This is a genomic window from Actibacterium sp. XHP0104 (genome assembly GCF_025751515.1).
GTDB lineage: Bacteria > Pseudomonadota > Alphaproteobacteria > Rhodobacterales > Rhodobacteraceae > Actibacterium_D.
In genome coordinates, this window is record NZ_JAOWLE010000004.1 from 260,148 (window position 1) to 280,444 (window position 20,297).

Annotated in this window: 16 protein-coding genes; 14 read left to right on the plus strand and 2 right to left on the minus strand. The window is 58.2% G+C overall.

Features of this window, described 5'->3' with window-relative positions; translation table 11 throughout:
* The first annotated feature begins 35 nt into the window (after window positions 1-35).
* The 13 genes from xrtT (at window position 36) to OE856_RS08980 (ending at window position 16,307) form a co-directional block, all read left to right on the plus strand.
* Complete coding sequence (gene xrtT, locus OE856_RS08920; protein WP_263715730.1) at window positions 36-1,457, plus strand: exosortase T; 1,422 nt, start codon at window positions 36-38, stop codon at window positions 1,455-1,457.
* Between the two features lie 26 nt (window positions 1,458-1,483).
* Entirely contained in the window at window positions 1,484-3,583 is a 2,100-nt protein-coding gene (locus OE856_RS08925; RefSeq protein ID WP_263715731.1) for a VIT and vWA domain-containing protein, read from the plus strand.
* Between the two features lie 61 nt (window positions 3,584-3,644).
* Entirely contained in the window at window positions 3,645-4,322 is a 678-nt protein-coding gene (locus tag OE856_RS08930) for a response regulator transcription factor (RefSeq protein ID WP_263715732.1), read from the plus strand.
* Window positions 4,310-5,842 (plus strand): ATP-binding protein, encoded by a 1,533-nt coding sequence (locus OE856_RS08935; RefSeq protein ID WP_263715733.1) that lies wholly within the window; start codon window positions 4,310-4,312, stop codon window positions 5,840-5,842. The genes OE856_RS08930 and OE856_RS08935 overlap by 13 nt, the downstream gene beginning before the upstream one ends.
* Window positions 5,843-6,207: 365 nt before the next feature.
* The gene (locus tag OE856_RS08940; protein ID WP_263715734.1) at window positions 6,208-9,078 is read left to right on the plus strand and encodes a monovalent cation/H+ antiporter subunit A; all 2,871 of its coding nucleotides are present in this window, start codon (window positions 6,208-6,210) and stop codon (window positions 9,076-9,078) included.
* 1 nt (window position 9,079) lies between these two features.
* Entirely contained in the window at window positions 9,080-9,430 is a 351-nt protein-coding gene (locus tag OE856_RS08945) for a Na+/H+ antiporter subunit C (RefSeq protein WP_263715735.1), read from the plus strand.
* Complete coding sequence (locus OE856_RS08950; RefSeq protein WP_263715736.1) at window positions 9,427-10,968, plus strand: monovalent cation/H+ antiporter subunit D; 1,542 nt, start codon at window positions 9,427-9,429, stop codon at window positions 10,966-10,968. Before OE856_RS08945 ends, OE856_RS08950 begins: the two co-directional genes overlap by 4 nt.
* Before the next feature lies 1 nt (window position 10,969).
* Complete coding sequence (locus tag OE856_RS08955) at window positions 10,970-11,470, plus strand: Na+/H+ antiporter subunit E (protein ID WP_263715737.1); 501 nt, start codon at window positions 10,970-10,972, stop codon at window positions 11,468-11,470.
* Entirely contained in the window at window positions 11,467-11,754 is a 288-nt protein-coding gene (locus OE856_RS08960) for a K+/H+ antiporter subunit F (RefSeq protein WP_263715738.1), read from the plus strand. The genes OE856_RS08955 and OE856_RS08960 overlap by 4 nt, the downstream gene beginning before the upstream one ends.
* Window positions 11,751-12,137: a monovalent cation/H(+) antiporter subunit G gene (gene mnhG / locus OE856_RS08965; protein WP_263715739.1), complete on the plus strand. Its 387-nt coding sequence runs from the start codon at window positions 11,751-11,753 to the stop codon at window positions 12,135-12,137. Before OE856_RS08960 ends, mnhG begins: the two co-directional genes overlap by 4 nt.
* Window positions 12,138-12,329: 192 nt before the next feature.
* The gene (locus OE856_RS08970) at window positions 12,330-13,142 is read left to right on the plus strand and encodes a hypothetical protein (RefSeq protein WP_263715740.1); all 813 of its coding nucleotides are present in this window, start codon (window positions 12,330-12,332) and stop codon (window positions 13,140-13,142) included.
* A gap of 814 nt (window positions 13,143-13,956) precedes the next feature.
* The gene (locus tag OE856_RS08975; protein ID WP_263715741.1) at window positions 13,957-15,603 is read left to right on the plus strand and encodes a P-loop ATPase, Sll1717 family; all 1,647 of its coding nucleotides are present in this window, start codon (window positions 13,957-13,959) and stop codon (window positions 15,601-15,603) included.
* Window positions 15,603-16,307, plus strand: a complete 705-nt coding sequence (locus tag OE856_RS08980) for an FRG domain-containing protein (RefSeq protein ID WP_263715743.1) — start codon at window positions 15,603-15,605, stop codon at window positions 16,305-16,307. Before OE856_RS08975 ends, OE856_RS08980 begins: the two co-directional genes overlap by 1 nt.
* Before the next feature lie 147 nt (window positions 16,308-16,454).
* Here OE856_RS08980 and OE856_RS08985 read toward each other — a convergent pair whose 3' ends face one another.
* Entirely contained in the window at window positions 16,455-16,985 is a 531-nt protein-coding gene (locus tag OE856_RS08985; protein ID WP_263715744.1) for an RES family NAD+ phosphorylase, read from the minus strand.
* 1,223 nt (window positions 16,986-18,208) lie between these two features.
* Entirely contained in the window at window positions 18,209-18,850 is a 642-nt protein-coding gene (locus OE856_RS08990; protein ID WP_263715745.1) for an alpha/beta fold hydrolase, read from the minus strand.
* 168 nt (window positions 18,851-19,018) lie between these two features.
* Here OE856_RS08990 and OE856_RS08995 point away from each other — a divergent pair, with 168 nt between their 5' ends.
* Complete coding sequence (locus OE856_RS08995; protein ID WP_263715746.1) at window positions 19,019-20,173, plus strand: hypothetical protein; 1,155 nt, start codon at window positions 19,019-19,021, stop codon at window positions 20,171-20,173.
* Window positions 20,174-20,297: the final 124 nt, after the last annotated feature.

The following is a 20,297-nucleotide window of genomic DNA, read 5'->3' on the forward strand; positions in this document are numbered from 1 at the left end:
GCCGATCTGCACAACTGCCTGCGTAAAACCGCGGCATGGAACAAAAACGCGACATCTTGCTGTGGATTGGCCTTTCGACTGCATCGGCCCTGTTGGCCATCGAACCCGTGCGGTGGCTGATCACCAGCTGGCGCGACCCCTCATACCAATCCGATGGAGGCTGGTATGGGGCGGTGATCGCCGGGCTGGCAATCGCGTCGGTTTGCAGCTCATCCCCCAGGGGCCCCGACACGCGAGGGCGCGTTTTTGTTCTATTCCTGTTTGCGGCGATGACCCGGCTGGCGGGGCAGATGCTGGCGATCAACATCCTCAGCGCGCTTGCCCTGGCGATCGACGTCTTTGCGCTGGCCACGCTCTTGCGGCTTGATCAGCGTCGGCTGGTGCTGTCGCCGTTCTGGTTGTCGGTGTTCTTTCTGTTCTGCCTGCCGCTGGCGCCGATCCTCGAGCGCGTCGCGGGGTTTCCGCTTCAGATGATGTCGGCCGAGGTGGCCTGCGCGATGCTGTCGCCGGTCTTTTCCGATCTGGTCTGCGAAGGGGTGCGGCTGCGGCTTGGCGGCGTTGACGTTCTGGTCGATCTGCCCTGTTCGGGCGCGTCGGGCCTGTTGCTGATGGTCAGCCTCTGGGCCTTTCTCAACGTGCTGTTCCGCCCGGGCCTGGTCTATGCGACGCTGGCCGGCCTTGTGGTCGGGCTGGCCACGGTGATCGGCAACGGCGTGCGGATCACCCTGCTGGCCGCCGGGTTGGGGCATGGCATCGACACGATGCAGCCCACCCTGCATTCGGCGATCGGGCTGGTATCGCTGGCGCTGGTCGCGCTGCCGGTGGTGCTGTTCTATCGCCCTCAACCCGCCACGCCGCGCCGCGGTCTGTTACCGGCGGTCACGTTGCCCCGCGTGCTGCATCTGCCGGTGACATTGCTGGCGGTGGCGATGGCGGTTGCTGTGATCAACGCCCCGCGCACGCCGCTGGATCTGTCTGATCCCATGACCGAGATCCGCCTGCCCGGCCAACTGCTTGGCAACCCGGCGCAAGAGGTGCCGCTTAGCCCGACCGAGCAGCTGTATTTCGCCAGCTACGGCGGCACCGCGCAAAAGGCTCAGTTCGGCCCGATGGGTTTGAACATCGTTCGCACAACCTCGCCCCTGCGCCATCTGCATTCGCCCGCGACCTGCCTGCTGGGCATGGGATATCGCGTCCAGTTCCTTGGCACGCGGTTCGATCCGCTGCCCACTTCGGTTTACGAGGCCACCTCGCCCGACGGCCAGGTCTGGACCGTCGCGGTCAGCTTTGTCTCGCAGGACGGGGCGCAAACCGCCGGTGTCGGCGAGGCCGTCTGGAGCTGGCTGAACGGATCGTCGCGCGTGTGGCAATCGGTGCAGCGCATCACCCCCAAAACCATGCCCGAGGCCGAACGTCGCGCCTTTGAAAACGCGGCCCTTGCCGCCCTCGATCTTTGAGTACCGACCGTCAGAAGGAGTTTACTATGTCCATTCCCGCCAAACGTCGCGCGCCGCACCTGACGGGTCGCCGCTTTCCGCGCCTCAACCGCGCGGCGGTGACCCTTCTGGCCTTTGCCATGGTTCTGGCCATTCCCTTTGCCGCCCTGGCCCAGCCCGGCCGCGACGATGTCGCGGGGCGGGTCGTGGCGCGGGTGGGGGGCGCCGCGGTCGAGCTGCCGCTGCTGGACAGCGCCTACCGGGTCAACATCCAGGGCGACATGGCCACGGTCGAGCTGCGCCAGATATTTTCAAACCCGTCGCATATGCCGCTTGAGGCCGAATACCTGTTTCCGCTGAACCAGAACGCGGCGGTGTTCGGCATGACCATGCGGGTCGGGGATGAAATCGTGCAGGCGGTGATCCGCGAAAAGGAAACCGCCCAGGCCGAATTCAAACAGGCCGCCGCCGAGGGCAAGGCCGCCGCCCTGCTGACCCAGCACCGCCCGAACATGTTCACCCAGAAGATCGCGAACCTGATGCCCGGTCTGCCGGTTGAGGTGACGCTGAAATACGTGCAGATGGTGCCCAAGATCGATGGGCAATACGAACTGGTCGTGCCGCTGATCGTTGGGCCGCGCTATGAAAGCCCGCAGTCGCCCGCGCTGGCCGAGGCGCCCGAAACCCTGCCGCCCGCACCTGAGGGAACCTGGTCGATCAGCCCGCTGCCGGCCTATCCGGTCGTGGCCGGGCTGGACCTGCCCGAAACCATCCTGTCGGATCGGGTGTCGCTGGATCTGAACATGGTTTCCGGGGTCCAGCTGTCGCAGTTCGCCAGCCCGACCCACCCGCTTGACGTGACCCATGGCGACACCGGCCTGACCGCGCGTTTCGCGGAGGGCAAGGTGATGGACAACAAGGATCTGGTCTTGCGCTACATGCTGGGCGGCGACACCTTGCAGGCCGCGACCCTGACCCATCACGATGACCGCGGCGGTTTCCTGTCGCTGATGATCGAGCCGCCCGCCATGCCCGACGAAACCACCGTCACCCCGCGCGAGCTGATCTTTGTGCTGGATACTTCGGGCTCGATGTCGGGCGAACCCATGGCGGCCAGCAAGCGGTTCATGGATGCCGCGCTGGGCGGGCTGCGCGAAGGCGATTATTTCCGCATCATCCCGTTTTCGAACACCGCCCGGCATTTCGCCGAGGGGCCCAGCCAGGCGACGCCCGCGAATATCCGGGCCGGGCGCAGGTTCGTCGCGCGCCTGTCGACCGGTGGCGGCACCGAGATCGACAACGCCATGCGCACCGCCTTTGCCACGCACAGCCCCGAGGGCACGATGCGCATCGTCGTCTTTCTGTCTGACGGCTATATCGGCGCCGAAGACCAGGTGCTGCGCACCATTCGCGAACAGAGCGGCCAGGCGCGCATCTATGCCTTTGGCATCGGCAGTTCGGTCAACCGGTATCTGCTGGATGCCATGGCCGAAGAGGGCCGCGGCTATGCCCGCTATGTCGGGCTGGACGAAGACGCGATGGAGGTGGCCGAGACCATGGCCGCGAATCTGAAAACCCCTCTGCTGACCGATATCGAAATCGACTGGGGCGGGCTGAAGGTCTCGGATGTGACGCCCGCGCGCCTGCCTGACCTCTTTGCCGGCAACAGCCTGCGGGTGCATGCGCGCTATGCCGGTGTGGCCGATGGGCAGGTGGTGCTGAAAGGGCTGGTTCAGGGTCGGCTGGCCGAAATGCCGGTCAGGCTGGTTCTGTCCGATCAGCCGGGCGAGGCGGCGCTGCCGCTGATCTGGGCGCGCAACAAGATCGCGATGCTGGAACGCCGCATCGCCGTTCGCGACCGGCCCGATGCTGCCGATGCCGAGATCACCCGGCTGGGGCTCGAATTCTCGCTGCAAACACGCAACACGTCATTCGTGGCGGTATCGCAAAAGGTGGTGAACACCACCGGGCAGGCGGCCATGCCGGCATCGGTGCCTCTGCCCATGGTGTCGGGTGTGACTGCCAAGGCCTATCCGCAGGGTTTCGCGGGGTCGTCCTCGCCCGAGCCCGAGGCCATTCTGGGCATGATCATGATCGCGGCGATGACGGTGCTGGGGCTGCGTCGCCGCCGCGCGGGGGCGGGGTGATCCGATGCCCGACCCGCATGTCAGGCTGGACATGGGCGCCGACCCTTGCAAGACATCTCCCATGGCTACGCATGTTCTGATCGTCGATGACGACCCAAAGATTCGAGACATCATCCGCATCGCGCTGGACGCGGCCGGGATGCGCACAACCGAGGCGTCGAACGGCGAGATCGCCCTGACCCATATCGCCCGCGAAAAGATCGACCTGGTGGTGCTGGATATCGGGATGCCCAGGATGGACGGGTTCGATTGCTGCAAGGCGATCCGGTCGAAATCGGATGTGCCGGTGCTGTTCCTGACCGCCCGCGATGACGAGATCGACAGGGTGCTGGGCTTTCAGCTGGGGGCGGATGACTTTGTGCCCAAACCCTTTAGCCCGCGCGAGCTGGTGCTGCGGATCAAGGCCATCCTGTCGCGCAGCCGCGCGACCGGCCGGCATCAGCACCACGGTCGCCTGACGCTGGATGCGGCCGGGCATCTGTGCCGCATCTCCGACCAGACGCTTGATCTGACCGCGACCGAGTTTCAGCTGCTGGCCTGCCTGCTGGCCCGGCCCGATCACGTGCACGACCGCAATCAGCTGATACAGGCCATTTACGGCGCCAACTCGACCATGTCGGGCCGCACGATCGACAGCCATGTGCGCAACATCCGTGCCAAGGCGGGGCAGGTGGGCTGTGACGACATCATCGTCACCGTTCATGGCGTCGGCATAAAGCTTGGCCCATGCAGCCTGTAAGCCGCATCACCCGGAAATGGCGCCCGCCGATGGCGCTGGTGGTGGCGCTGGTCTGCGTGGCGCTTGTGTCGATTCCGCTGGCGGCGATGCTGACCGTTCAGCTGACCTCGAACCAGTTCGTCCGTGAAACCGAACAGGCGCTGATGAAACAGGGCGCCATCTATGCCGAGATCTATCGCACCCGGTTCGAGGCCTTGGGCGGCCCCGCGATCGGCCCGGTGCCCGACCAGAAGCTGCTGGAATTCTGGAACGCGCCGCTGCACCCGATGTCGACAAAGATCGATGTTCGTCATCACCCGGTGCTGCCCCCTCTGCCCAATGGCGACCCGGTCGAGGCCCGTGCCGATGCTCGGCATGACCAGGTGGTGCCCGGACTGGGAGACCTGTCCAAGGCCGCCGGGCGCGCGACGCTGGCCGGTGTCATCTTTCTGGATCATCAGGGCGTCGGGGCCGCAGATGGCGGATTGCGTTATTTCACGCCAGCGACGGAGGTGCAGACCGCGCTTGCGGGCGATGTGGGCGTGTCGCTGCGCACGCGTGACACCGACTATGACCGCCACCCGCTGGCCTCGATCAGCCGCGACACCGGTTATCGCGTCTTTGTGGCCTATCCGGTCTTGTCACAGGATCGGGTGATCGGCGTCGTTCTGCTGTCGCGCACGCCGCTGAACCTGCCCAAATTCATCTTTCGCGAACGCGACGCCTTGCTGATCATGGGGGTGTTTACCCTGTCGGGGGCGCTGCTGCTGGGCTATCTGCTGCTGCGCCTGATGTCGCGCCCCATACACGGCTTGCGCAACGAGGCCCGCGCGATTGCCGCGGGCGACAAGCCCCGATCCGAGCCCCTGCGCCATTACGGCGTGCGCGAGCTGGCCGACCTAGGCGAAAGCATGTTGTCGATGGCCGACACGCTGGACCAGCGATCGCAGGAAATCGCCACCTATACCGATCATGTCACCCACGAGCTGAAATCGCCGGTCACGTCGATTTCGGGCGCCGCCGAGCTGCTGCAAAGCGATCAGATCAGCCCCGAGAACCGCGCCATGCTGCTGGACAATATCCGCAGCGAAAGCGGGCGGATGAACACGCTGCTGACCCGGCTGCGCGAGATGACGCAGCTGCGCCAGCAGCCCCAGACCGGGCCGGGCGACCTAGCGATGATGCTGCCCGACATCGACGGCCTTGGCATTCACATCGCCCAGCCTGGCGACACCCGCGTGCCGCTGTCGAATGCGCATGGCGAGATCATCCTGCTGCATATGGCCCAGAACGCGCTTGCCCATGGCGCGCAAAATCTGCACCTGCGCTACCAGAACCGCGTGCTGCGGATCTGGGATGACGGCGACGGCATATCAGAGCAAGACGCGGCCAGGCTGACCGACCCGTTCTTTACCACTCGCCGCGCGCAAGGCGGCACCGGGATGGGGCTGGCAATCGTCGCGGCCCTGCTGGAAATCTACGGCGCACGGCTGCACGTCATCCCCAATGCGGGCGGCGCGGTGTTCGAGATCCGCTTTTGAAACGCCCAATCTTCGAACAAACCGAGTGCGGCAGGTGGTTTTCCGGCGTCGATCTCGGCCTGTCCTTGTAGGATCTGCTTGAAAAATGGCCGGGCTGATGGTTGGTTGCAGCCCCAATAGAACAATCCGGGTGTTCATGGCCAAGTCTGGCGCTAAGATAAGACATGGAAACGCAATTGACGAAGAATGGCCCGAAGACCAGTGTGCTTTTTGGGGGTGAACCGGACCCGCAAGCCGGGACTGCAAGCTGCACGACCGAGCCGCGTTGTGTCGAGAAGGTCACGGTATCGGGCGGCTGGTGTCGTCTCCTTGATAGTGGGGCGCTCGTGCAAAGGCCCTTCGCACTGAATAATTAGGAACGGGCCGTGTCACTATTTCTCGTCGTCGCTCTCCCTTTCTTTGGCGCATTGCTGCCGGGCATGATGAATTCGGCCGGTCGCTCTGCCTGTGCGGGCGTGACCTTCACGGTGTCGCTGATGGCCTTTGTCGGGCTTTTGACAAACCTGCCCGCCGTCATGGCTGGCGAGGTGGTCACCGCACGCGTCGACTGGATGCCGCTGCTTGGCCTGAATTTCACCCTGATGCTGGACGGGCTGGGGTTCTTTTTCGCCCTTCTGATCCTGGGGATCGGGCTTTTGATCATCACCTACGGCCGACACTATCTTAGCCGTAATGACAATATGGGCGAGTTCTTTACCTATCTGCTGCTGTTCCAGGGGGCGATGGTCGGGATCGTGCTTAGCGACAACGTGTTGTTGCTGCTGGTCTTTTGGGAGCTGACCTCGCTGTCGTCCTTCCTGCTGATCGGATACTGGAAGCACCTGCCCGAGGGCCGGCAGGGCGCGCGCATGGCACTGGCCGTGACCGGCATGGGCGGGCTTGCGATGGTCGGTGGCATGCTGATCCTGGGCCAGATCGTCGGCAGTTACGACCTTAGCGTGATCTTGCAGAACCGCGAGGCCATCCAGGCCGATCCGCTTTATGTTCCGGCGCTGGTTCTCATCCTGCTGGGCTGTTTCACCAAATCGGCGCAGTTTCCGTTCCACTTCTGGCTGCCCCACGCCATGGCGGCGCCAACACCCGTTTCGGCCTATCTGCATTCCGCGACCATGGTAAAGGCGGGCATCTTCCTGATGGCGCGGATGTGGCCGGTTTTGTCGGGCACGCCGGAATGGTTTGTGATCGTCACCTCTGCGGGTCTGGTCACGATGGTGCTGGGCGCGGTGATCGCGCTGTTCAAGCATGACCTCAAGGCGCTGTTGGCGTTTTCGACCGTCAGCCACCTGGGCCTGATCACCATGCTATTGGGAACGGGCACCGCGTTTGGCGCGCTGGCTGCGGTGTTTCACATCCTCAATCATGCGACATTCAAGGCGGCGCTGTTCATGTCCGCCGGCATCGTCGATCACGAGGCGCATACCCGCGATATCCGCCGCCTTGGCGGGTTGCGCAGGTTGATGCCGATCACCTTTGCGATTGCCTCTCTGGCCGCGCTGTCCATGGCGGGCATTCCGTTGCTGAACGGGTTCCTGTCCAAGGAAATGATGCTGGAAGAGGCCCACCACACGGTGCTGTTCGGCAGCCACTGGCTGGTGCCGGTGATGGCGACCCTGGGGTCGCTTTTCTCGGCGGCCTATTGCTTTCGCTTTATCGGGCACACCTTCCTTGGCCCCGTGCGGGATGACTATCCTCACAAACCCCATGATCCGGGCGCAGGCATGTGGATGCCGCCCGCGATTTTGGTGGTGCTGGTGGTGGTGATCGGGGTTGCCCCGTTCCTGGTGCAGGATTTCGTCTTCATGGTTGCCAAGTCCGTCATCGGCGATGCGGCAGAGCTAAAGACCAAATACATCAAGATCTGGCACGGGCTGGTGCCGGCCCTTTACATGTCGATCATCGCGGTCGTTGGCGGCCTTGTGCTGGTGCGGACCCATGCGCCGCTGCAAAAGCTGTGGGAGACCACGCCCCGGCCCGAGGCCAAAGTGATCTTCGAGGCTATCGTCGAGGGCGCGGCACGGATGGCGCAGGCGCTGATCCATCCGCTGCACAACGGATCGTTCACCCGCTACGCGATGATTGGCGTGATTGCGATGATTGCCGCCGGGTATCATGCCTGGGCAACCGGAACCGTCGCCGCGCCGGTGCGCGAGCTGCAGGTGGCCGGGCCTGTGCCGATTGCCGGCTGGGCCATGCTGGTCGCGGCCACTGTCGGCCTTGTCGCGATGCACCGGCACCGCCTTCTGTCGCTGATCCTGATCGGCATTGTCGGGCTGATGGTGTCGATCGGGTTTGTCTATCTCAGCGCGCCCGACCTTGCGATGACGCAGTTCACGGTCGAGGTGGTGACGATCATCCTGTTGCTGCTGGCCCTGAATTTCCTACCCAACCGCACGCCGGTCGAAAGCACCGTTCCGCGCCGGATCCGTGACGGGGTGGTCGCGGTTGCCGGTGGCCTGGCGACCTTTGGGCTGGCCTATCACTACATGCTGCGCGAGGCGGTCACGACGCCGATCTCCGAGTTCCACCTTGCGAACTCTTACAAGGGCGGCGGCGGCACCAATGTCGTCAACGTCATCCTGGTGGATTTCCGGGGTTTCGACACTTATGGCGAGATCATCGTGCTGGGTATTGCCGCGCTGCTGATCTTTGCGCTGACCGAGACATTGCTGAACGGGCCGGTGCGCCGGCGCCTGTTAAATCGCGTTCCCGATCAGCCGCGTTCCGGTGACATGCACCCGATGATGATGGTGGTTCTGACCCGCGTCATCATGCCGGTGGTTCTGCTGGTCGGGTTTTACATCTTCATGCGCGGCCATAACGAACCCGGCGGCGGCTTTATCGCAGGCCTGATCGTGTCGATCGCGGTCGTGATGCAATATATGGCCAGCGGTTTCACCTGGACTTCTGCGCGCCTGAGATACCCCTATCACGGTGTCATCGGCGCGGGCGTTCTGGTGGCGGGCTTTACCGGGATCGGATCCTGGTTCGTCGCCAAGCCGTTCCTGACCTCGGATTTCACCTATGTGCGCATACCGCCCTTCCACAAGTTCGAGCTGGCCACGGCCGCGCTGTTCGATCTTGGGGTCTTCCTGGCCGTTGTCGGGGCCGTGATGCTGTCGCTGGAAAGCTTCTCGCGGCTTGCGCGGCGCGCCGACACACCAGAAAGCGAATACCCGATGGATATCGACCCGTCGCGCGATGATCCCGATACGGCCAAGATGAAAGAGGGCGTCTGACATGGAACTGCTCGTCGCCTCTGCCATCGGCGTATTGACCACCGCGGGGATCTATCTCGTTCTGCGGCTGCGGACATTCCCCGTTATCCTCGGCATGTCGCTGTTGACCTATGCCGTGAACATCTTCCTCTTTGCATCGGGGCGGCTGACCATCGGGGCCCCGCCCATCCTGCAAGACGGCGTGACGACCTATACCGACCCGGTGCCCCAGGCGCTGGTGCTGACCGCCATCGTGATTTCGTTCGGCATGACCGCGGTGGTCGTGATGATCAGCCTCGGCGCCTATCTTGGGTCAGACGACGATCATGTGGATGACCAGCCCGAAGCCACCGGATCGGAGGAGCGGTCATGACCCATTGGATCATCCTGCCCATCGTTCTGCCCGCCTTTCTTGCACCCTTTATCGTGCTTGCGGCGCGCCACCATATCGGAATCCAGCGCGTGTTCTCGGTGGCCGGTGTCGTGGCGCTGATTGCCCTGGCGCTGGGCCTTGTCTGGGCGGTGTCAGACGGGTCCGTGCTGTATTACCGGCTTAGCAACTGGGCCGCGCCCTTTGGCATCGTGCTGGTCGCCGACCGGCTGTCCACGCTGATGGTGTTGCTGACCTCGGTTCTGGCGCTGTTCGTGCTGCTCTACGCAATCGGGTCGGGATGGGACAGCCGCGGACGGCATTTCCACGCGCTGTTCCAGTTTCAGCTCATGGGCATCCTCGGCGCGTTCCTCACCGGCGACCTCTTCAACCTCTTCGTGTTCTTCGAGGTCCTGCTCATCGCCTCATACGGCTTGATGATCCATGCCGGCGGCAACGCGCGCCTGAAGGCCGGCGTGCAATACGTGCTGTTCAATCTGATCGGCTCGACCCTGTTCCTGTTCGCGCTGGGCTCGATCTATGCCGAGACGGGGACGCTGAACATGGCGGACCTGGCGCAGCGCGTGGCCCTTATTGGTGCCGAGGAAACGGTCGGCATCCGTATTGCCGCGGTTCTGCTGCTGCTGGTCTTTGCGATCAAGGCCGCGATTGTGCCGCTGCATTTCTGGCTGCCCTCCAGCTATGCCGAGGCGCCCGCGCCGGTCGCGGCCCTGTTCGCGATCATGACAAAGGTCGGCGCCTACGCGATCATCCGGGTCTACACGATGATCTTCCCGCCCAATCTCGAGGCGACGATGGGTCTGCACGATCTGTGGCTCTTGCCGGCGGCGCTGGTGTCTCTGGCCATCGGGATGATCGGCGTGCTTGCCGCCCGCAAGCTGGACCGCCTGATCGCCTTTTCGATCATCGGCTCGATGGGCATGGTCATGGTGGCCATTTCGCTGTTCAGCCCGGTCGGCATCGCGGCGGCGCTGTACTATATTATCCACTCGACATTGGCGGGGGCGATCCTGTTCCTGATTTCCGACCTTGTTCGCACCGGCCGCGGAAACCTTGACCTGACCGCACAGCCCCCGATGAGAGGAACCCATATGACAGCGGGTATGTTCTTTGTCGGCGCGATTGCCATGGCGGGCCTGCCGCCCCTGTCGGGGTTCCTGGGCAAGCTGCTGGTTCTGGATGCCTCCTATGGTGCCGATCTGGTCGTCTGGGTCTGGGCGATCGTGCTGTCATCCAGCCTGATCAGCGTTATCGGCTTTGCCCGTGCGGGCAGCGTCGTATTCTGGAAGGCGCATGGCCTGGGGCCGATGGAACCGGACGCCGAGACCGCGCGCCCGGCGACGCTGGCATATGTTGCCATCGGCGGGCTGTTCGCGATGCTGATCGCGCATACGGTCTTTGCGGAAAAGGTGCACGCCTATACCACCACCGTCGCTACCGAGCTTTTCGCCCACGACACCTATATGTCGCTGGTGCTGGAAACGCCGGGCAAGCTGAGTGATCCCAAGGAGGCACACTGACATGATGCGTGCTTACCACTGGCTTCTTCCGCACCCGTTCCTGACGCTGATCCTCACCGTTGTCTGGGTCATGCTGCAAAATCAGGTCAGTGCGGGAATGGTCGTTTTCGGCCTTATCCTGGGCATCATCATCCCGCGAATGACCGCGATCTGGTGGCCAGACAGGCCCAAGGGATTTCGGTTGGGCAAGATGAGCGTCTACAGCCTGATCGTGCTGTGGGACATCCTGGTGGCCAACGTGCAGGTCGCCTGGGTCGTGCTGACCGTGCCCAACGCCCGGCTCAAGCCCGCCTGGATCGTCGTGCCGCTTGAGCTGAAACAGCCCGAGGCCATCACGGTTCTGGCCGGCACCATCACGCTGACACCCGGCACGGTCTCCGCCGATCTCTCGGACGAAGGCCACAGCCTGTTGGTTCATGTCCTGCATACCGACGATCCAGATGCTATTCGCGATGACATCAAGACACGCTACGAGCGCCGGCTACTGGAGATTTTCTCATGACCACGGCCGCAGAACTTTTCGATATCGCCCTGATCGTCGCCCTGATCGCACCAGCCGTTGGCCAGGTTCTGTGCATGATTCGGCTGGTCATCGGCCCAACGACGGGCGACCGCATCCTTGCGCTTGATACCATGGTGATCAACGCCCTGAGCCTTGTCGTGGTTCTGGGCATTCACCAAGGTGTCACCGTCTATTTCGAGGTCGCCCTTCTGGTCGCAATGCTGGGCTTTGTGTCGACCGTTGCACTGGCCCGGTTTATTCTGAGGGGAGACATCATCGAATGACGCTTACATCTGTTGCAACCGTCGCGGCGGCGTTGTCTCTCCTGATCGGCTCGATCTTCATCGTGATCGGCTCTGTCGGTCTTTTGAAGTTCAATGACCCGATGACCCGCCTGCATGCGCCGACCAAGGTCGGAACGCTGGGCATCGGCATGCTGCTTCTTGCCTCGATCCTGGCCTCCATTGCCAAAGGCGACCCATCCATGCACGAGCTGCTGATCATGGCGTTCCTGTTCGTGACGGCCCCGGTTTCCGCGAATTTCATCGCCAAGGTCTGCATCCACAGCCGTGCGTGCAAAACACCCCCGTCACCGCCACGAGATGGCACCTGGTCAACGCTCGATACACCCGACGGAGACGGAACGCCTGCACCGCAGGGGCGGTGATCCGGATATACCTCGCGATGAGCTGTCTGGCACAGCTGCCAAAGCGCCACGCGTCGTGCTCAGGCCCGCAATCCGACCGGATGCGGGGCGTCTCGCCCTGTCCTGCACGTAAGGAATCTGGAGTTAAGTGAAATGGTCGGGAGCGAAGCTTTCACTTGCGAGCGAAACACAATCCATGGAATAGTTCCCGGCATGCGAAGTTTGCTTAAGTTGAGTTTTCTGAACGTGTTGAGAGTTTTGGTACGTGCACTTGGGGCGAGTATATTCCTTTTTTCGCCCATGGCGGCACTTGGGAACAGCCTGCCATCTTTTTGCACCAGCGGCTCGCTGGAGGATACTGCGGCTTCATTCTGGTATGCTCTAAGCCAGACTCGCGAAAACTGTGCTCTTGAAAACAGTTATACAACGTGCCCATTAGCACCTCCGATTTGGAGGGCGGATGCGCCGCCGATTATTGACTTTGCAAATATTGATTATCTTCCTGATATCGCCCCCCTACTAAAGGATGAGGTGCGAGAGTTGGTCGATAGGCTTCAGTTTGATAATGAACTCTCACCATCAATCCTTGAGACGCGAGAGCACGACTCCGAGATTGGAAATGTCATTATATATGTCCTGAATGAGCAAGTCATTTCTATGATGGAACGGGGAAATTGGAAGGAACTGGACCGCGCCGACTTCCAAGAGTTCAGGCAAGGATTGGCCTCACTTACGTATCGGTGGAGTGCCTTTGATCAAAAATCTCAGTACGCAGCATTCATATATATCCTGCCGGATAGCACTTTGCCTGACTTATCTCTAGAGCTTGGTTGGCAAATCGTCGGAACCTTTGGCCTGAACTACGCACCGGCCATGCCCAGCGGATTGACGCCATCGGCGTTAGACGAGCTCGTTAATCAGACCACTATACTATACTCGTTACCAGAGAATGAGATCGCAAATATCCGAGGCCTTGAAGACGCTGTGAGTGCGCTCGAAAGGTATTGTACACATCCTTCTGACTAATTGGCGTGGAATACGGAAGGTTCTGAGCCGATGCCTAGCCCCCTGTTTCTGGGCCACAGATTTGGGCTTTCTCTAGTATGGCTTCTGGAACGGGCGCACGCATGTTGAGTGCTTGATGCGGCCGGGTGTGGTTGCACAATAAAGTTTGCTGCATTTTATCTGAGAAAATTTGCTGCGTAGCTCAGCTGGTAGAGAACGTCCTCGCGCTTGCGCGAGAGCTGAGTGAAACGAAGCCATTCGAATTGATGGGAATCATTCACAGTTGCTGTGAACGTTCACACTATTTGAGAGGGTTCAGTACTTGTGGCAAGATCATCCTGACAAAGGAAACCAGCCTCTAAGATATTGATTTGTTTGCTTGAGAAGTGGTGCCGCTGAAGGGACTCGAACCCCCGACCCCATCATTACGAATTTTGCCGTCCATGAGTTGGATCTGACCGGATGTAGTCAGCCAATGCCATCTAACCCATTATGATTATTTCACTATTCGTGAGGTTGGCCTTTGATGGTGTTGGATAGCCTTGGCGAACTTTTGACGAACATTCCCTACTAATCCCCTACTAGGTATCACACCGAAGTTGAATGATACCGTCATCCTCACCAGCCCAATGAACATATTGAACCTCTTGGCTGGATGCTCGCATCTCGCATATTGGCGCTGGAGGCTTGTATTAACTTTATCTCTGGTCCGTGACCCGGGGTAATCGACATGAAGCTTATGGGTGGCTAAGATTCTCGGACAACAATCGAAGGCACTGGAAAGCCATCGAAATCTCGATAGGTTTAGGTTGAGGCAGAAGAACAGGATTCGTGCATGGTGAAGAACTACATCGGTGTCCCGGATGGCACCACGGAAGACCTCTCCAACTATGTAGAGATAAAGAAGGTAATCCAGTTCGACTTTGACTCCTTGGAACCAAGGGTACTCGTTGGGCGCAAGGGGTCCGGTAAATCCTTCACCCAGCGAAAATATGTGGATGCCTCCTACGGTGAGGCAGATAGGTTCGTCCTGCCCTACGACAACGACCCACCAGATCTGGATGGGATCCTAAAGTTTTCAGCACAGATGCCTGTTAGTTCGAGAACAAACATTTGGCAGAAAATTTGGGAATACGCGATATACACGTCCATCGCGACACATTTGCTCTATTATGAACAGTTCAAAATGCGTTTCTCTGGAGACCGCCTTGCCGAGGCTATCAGATACATTGAGCAAGACAGGCGCCCGTTGTTAGGTTTCACCACGCCAACCAATGTCTACACCGTGGTACAAGCCATAATCTCCGATTTTGAGGAATACACGGAATTCCTCGATTTCTACAGGTCACCAGATCGCAGTAACTTTACTAATACAGTGGATCGAGCTCTACGAGACTCGCCAATTGTTTGTGTCTACCTTGACGCCCTGGATGAGGAGCTGCGTAGAGCACCTTCACTTATTGTCGATATCACTAAGGCTCTCTTTTATGTTTGTTTTAAGTTTGCCCGGGCATCTGGAAACAAGAAAAAGATCCATGTAATGACGACTATCCGTGATATCGTATATAGCACAATAATCTACGCGAGCGAACACGGCGATCGGTACAAGGACAACCCACAGGTTGTTGAACTTCCATGGACACCTGTGGCTACAGAAAAGTTCACTCAAAAAAAGGCCGAAGCTGGCCTGCGTGAGTATCCAAGTTGTAGGTTGGCTCCCCAATCTAAAACACCCCTTGGGCAACTCCTAGGATTTGAGAAAATTGAAAACATAGAAAAAGACTTTGTAGAAGACATTGACCGTTACATGGTTCGGCATACGAACTGTTCACCGCGCACAATTGTTGCAATGGGAAATAAAATCTTCGAGAGCATCGATGCAGAGCAAACAATGGATGCTGATTTGTTTAGAGATATTGTAAACCAATATTCCAAAGAATTGGCAAATCGCGTCATTAAAATAGCTTCTGCCTATCTTGTATCCTGCATTTATGATGATGAAATAGCGCTTCTTGTGGAAAATGAGGCAAACTTTCGTGAGTACGTTAGGTCGAAGAATATTCTGTCTCCCGAGGCGTTTGAGCAATTTTCTGGTGCGCCTATGCAATCCTTAACCGATGGGTTTGTCAGGCCGATTGTTGGCTTTATTCAAGGCATTGGTACAGACGAATTCTCTGCCGCAGAACTGAGCGCCGCCATAGATAAATTCGAAGGCCAAAACAATGACTATCGAGAGATGAACCCACAGCACGTGTTGGGAAAGATCGAGAATGTTTTGTGGGCGCAAGGTCTTCTGGGTGCTCGATATGAAAGGAGGGGAGAGGTTCGCGATGAGTTCTTCTTCTTTGGTCGACTCAATCGAGAGGCTGTTCTCCCACGCGATCCCGAGATGTATGTTTTCTGTCCTGGTCTGGTTGACGCCTGCGGGCTAACCCCATCCAAGGGTGTGCCTGTCGGTTATCGTTTTCATGGTGAGAGCTGATGATTACTGAAACGAACATGAACACTTGGAACGGCTTCTACAAGAAAATCTGCGATACATGCGGAACAGGCAGTTTTGGTAAGCATTTCCTCTTCCGAGGCCAAAGAGATGCTGGATGGAAGCTTGAAACCTCCTTTGATCGCTCACAGGTAGGAACACTCGTTGAAAGAGAAAGAGCATTCGACAAAGCGTTAGAAGCCTTGCGCAACCGGCTAGAGTTTGGTGGTATTCAGCCCCCAAACGGCGATGAGCTCGCTGGCTTAGCACAACACTATGGAATGCCTACGCGAATTCTTGATTGGAGTTACAGTCCCTATGTGTCCATGTTTTTCGCATGCGCTGGAGCGCTTGAAGCGGGAAGCCGACCGGCTCTGTATATCCTTGATGTGGAGGCAATGCGAAAGAATGTATCGTCTAAATCAGAGCTTTCTATAGTTGATTATCAACCTGCAAAGAATGAGCGACTCAGAAGCCAACGAGGTTGCTTTACATTTCTCAAAGGTGATTTTTCATCAATAGATGACTTTTTAGTTTCAAAGAACCTAGGAGTGCCGATTATTACAAAGGTGAAGGTTGGCCGAGCTGTAATCAAACCGGCACTGGAGCAACTGTTTAGTATGGATATTACTTATGAGCGGCTATTCCCAGGGCTTGAGGGAAGCGCAAAGCAGGCGTGGTTAGAACATATTCTCGAAAATAGCTAACTGCCGTCTGCGGATAAGGTCCACTATGTTAAACGATTGCACGTCACCGGCATCATGCCGTTTTTGAGTTTATGTAAACACTTTGAGCTCTCTCTGGCGATGCTGATGGATTTGAGCAGAAGCTTGACGCAGTTTTCAGTTTCGCGTTTATCTTTTTCGCCTCTTGGACTTCCTCACCCAGTATGGGTTCTCTCGGTCTTGAAAGTTCATATTGATACTCGTTGCTTCAAAAAGCTGACACGATATCAACTCTGCTGCATCCAAATCAAATAGCGCAACATTCGTCGACCTTTCGCCAAAAGCACTTTGATACGAAATTCCATCGAAGCCCTCGTCTCGGAAGAGCTCTACTAGTATTTGAGTTGCAACATACTCGCCCGTGTCGTCGCTTCGCGTCACCGGTTTCGTGAAGGCACGATCAATATCCGACCAAACAAGTTCCGGCCACTTGTCGATCGAGGGTTTTTCAAACAGAACATCGGCACGCACAGCAGAAAAGCGGCTGCAATCGACTAGCCTCAATTCCCTAGTTGTGACGAAGCGACCGAGCGATATCATCGAACCAATCCAAGGTCGAACTTCGCTCATTGCCGCGTTCTTATTGCTGCATAGATACAGCATTGGAACTCCCTTTGGGTTAGCTCGCCCCTCCATTGCTCTATCTTGAAGTGGTTTCATCCTTTTGAGGTGGGAAAGCCGAGGGAATTTCAGCGTCTACCTCCTCGACATATCGCCAATCGTGCCCAACTTGAGCACGCCAGAAGCCGCGATCTTTCGAAATGCGGGAAAGCCTTGATCCAATGCTTTCACGAACCGCTTCTAAAAATTGGTTGGCTTGAGCAGTTCGAACAAACCTTCGGTTTCGACATACTTCGCGTTCAAACTCCGCATATGCTTTCCATGATGTGAAATTGGCCAAGTATTAATTCCTCCATTTGGGCCGCTCAGATTTCAAAAACAGGAAAAACGAATCGAAGCCAGCACACCCCTGAAAATATTATAATGCGGGCAGCACGACCGGGTTCGCTATTGGTCCGACGTTCTGGAATCCGCCTTGGAACGCGACTTCAACGCCCCCTCCTGACTGCCCATATAAGGGGACACTTGCTCCACAGCGGGTTGGAGTGTTTGGCGGCGGCTTCAACTCCCATCGGAAGCAAGCAGGGAGGAGCCCAGGAAGCGCCAATCTTGCAACGGCAGAGAACCCCGTGGGCATGAAGGGAATTTCCGACAACGGAGCCGTGAAGGTTCCAGGCGCGACCATTCCGGTAGCCTGGTTGATCCGTTTGCTCGCTGGCCACGGCTCCCAGCGGTAGTAGACCTCGTTGGTCCCGGTCAAGCCGATGAATGGGAGATGCCCATATGTCCATTGGCCCGGCTGGGGCGGATTTGGAAAAGGACCAATTGGGAACAGTTTGAATTCAATCGAAGGCACAATTCGATCGTTCTGTAACGACCGTTCGAGTATTCCAAGGGTCCCAAACCACTCTTCGAACAACTCCTGTCGGTCTGTTTCAAGACCGCGCGCGTCTTGGCGAAACCAAGGTTCCTCAAGGTAGTGGATTGGCTCGTGCTCACCGTCGTGTGGCAACAACTCCCGAGCGAAAATTGCGACTTGGCCTCCAATGATGATAACCCAATCGTCATAGGTATCGTGCTCGGCAGCCAAGACATGTAAGCCCATTGCAGTCTCAGGACGGTAGGCGAGCCAGGCTTGGTCTTCCTCGGGTACCCGATATAGTTGCATGGTTCGAACCTCCTAAGCGAACATGAACGTCATACTGCGTTGGCACAATAACGACGGACTCGCGAAAGTGCCCTTATGTTAAATGCTGGTTGCACGTTGTGGGCGGCCCAACCAAACCCTGCAAACAAGGCAAACCCGGTGCGCTTCGTGCTCTTTAGCCAACAAGACCCTCGACCCACGTTGAAACCGCCGCGCCCATAGTCGTGATGTGATCCGCATGCGTATGGCCTGAGACGCGCTTGCGCGGCTTTAGATCGTGATCGCCGTCTTCAAACCAACGCAACTGGATCGCCGATGACAGCTCATACTCGCTGACTTCATTCTCCGAGCCAAACTGGTCGCGTGTTCCCTGACAAATCAGTGTTGGGGTCCGTAGGTGGTGCAGGTGGTCAGTGCGAAGTATCTCAGGCTTCCCAATCGGGTGAAATGGGTAGCCCACGCAGAGTAACCCGGCGATACTATCCGCCTTAAACAGCTCATCCGCAACCATACTGGCAACGCGCCCACCCATAGACTTCCCACCTATGATCAGCGGGCCATCGACATCGAGCGCCTCGATTGTGTCTTGGTACTCCGAGATCAGTTTTTCAGCGCGTGGTGGGGGTTTCCGGCTGCCTTCAGTTCGGCGAGCAGCCATGTAGGAAAACTCAAACCGGACAACTCTGAGACCCTGTTCAGCCAATGCACCCGCGATTGCTGTCATGGCAGGAGAGTCCATCGGCGCACCGGCGCCGTGGGCAAACAGGATGGTTGCTCTTGCTGTCTGCGGGCCGAGGTTTAAGAACTCGTTTTGCATAATCGCTTCTACTCCAAACGCTCCAAGGCGCGTCTGCTCCTTACATTTGGCCCGCTGCGCCCAACCCATTGACCAATACAAGTCCCAGGGTGACCCCACCCCATCGACGGGTCTCAGTCAAAGCCGACCTCTGGGCGATCCCGTTCAGATAGAGTTGGAGGCCAGTCTTTGAAATATGGAAGTAGTGCCATTCCTTCACAACAGTTGGTTGAACAATTCGGCGCCCTCTGCAAGCGTGAACACATGGCACTTTCAGATGTAACCAAAGCCTCCGTGCTCAAGGCGGTCGAAGAATACCGCGCCATTTGGCAGACTGCGTTTCTTGAGAAGTACGGGTTCGGGAAATCTACTCGCGACCTACTTCGGATTGATGGCGAGGACTTAGACTCCAAGGCGATTGTGGGTGCGGCCCACGGCTACGCGTTGCCGGAAATAGGGCCGCTAGCGAACTCGGCATTTTCAGGTGGCAAGGATGCGGCGGCTGGGGTCTTGAAAAGATTGGGATTTCAGATCTTCGAAAGGGAAGCTTCTACCAAGCGTGTTTGGGCCGTTGACGAACTGAGCCTGGTTCAGCGAGAGCACTATGACGTGTCGCGGTCATTTGAAGGTCATTTCACACGGGCACCGTTCGATGAGCGCTATCGAAAAATGTTCCCGGAACGAAACCCGAATTCCATTCTTCCAAGTGACTTCAGCCACAACAACACACAGAGAGCCAAAGATCTCTATCCGTCTTTCTTGGAAACGGTCGGAGATTCCGTCTACCGCTTTATTGGACTTGAGGCCGGTCACGAAGGGAAGAATAGAAATCCACTGTGGACGCGAGATGAACTGATCCTCGCGACAGAGTTCTACAAGAAATTTTCTCCTCAAATTCCAGGAAAAACGGATGGAAGACTTATCGACTTAGCGGACGAGATCAGATCTCTCGCCTCAAGCCTCGGACTGCGTGGCGACGAGACCTTTCGCAATCCAAACGGTGTCTACATGAAGCTTATGGATCTGAAAAAGTACGACCCGGAGTATGTTGGCAAGGGTCTAGGCCGTAAGCCACGCGCCGTCGAACAAGAAGTTTGGGACCTTTCCTCTGAAGAACTGGCCGACGCCGCGCGGTCCATCCGTGAAGTTTTGAAGTCATTGAAATTTGGTAACACACCTTGGGCAGGTACAGCAGACGCTGGGGAACCAGAGGTGGCTGAGGCGGCTGAAGGGGCGTTGGTTACCAGGTTTCACCGTTACCGTGAGCGCGATACAAAGATTGCCAAGAGTAAGAAGAAGCAGTTCTTAAAGAAGCACGGGCGCCTCTACTGCGAAGCGTGCTGAGCAGCCTCATCTGACTGGTCCAGTTTGATTGTTAGTGCATGATCGTCCTGTGTTCCATCGGGATGATGGATTCCGGGGCCGGTGGGCGATAACCCAATGCACTGTGGGGCCTCTTTGTGTTGTA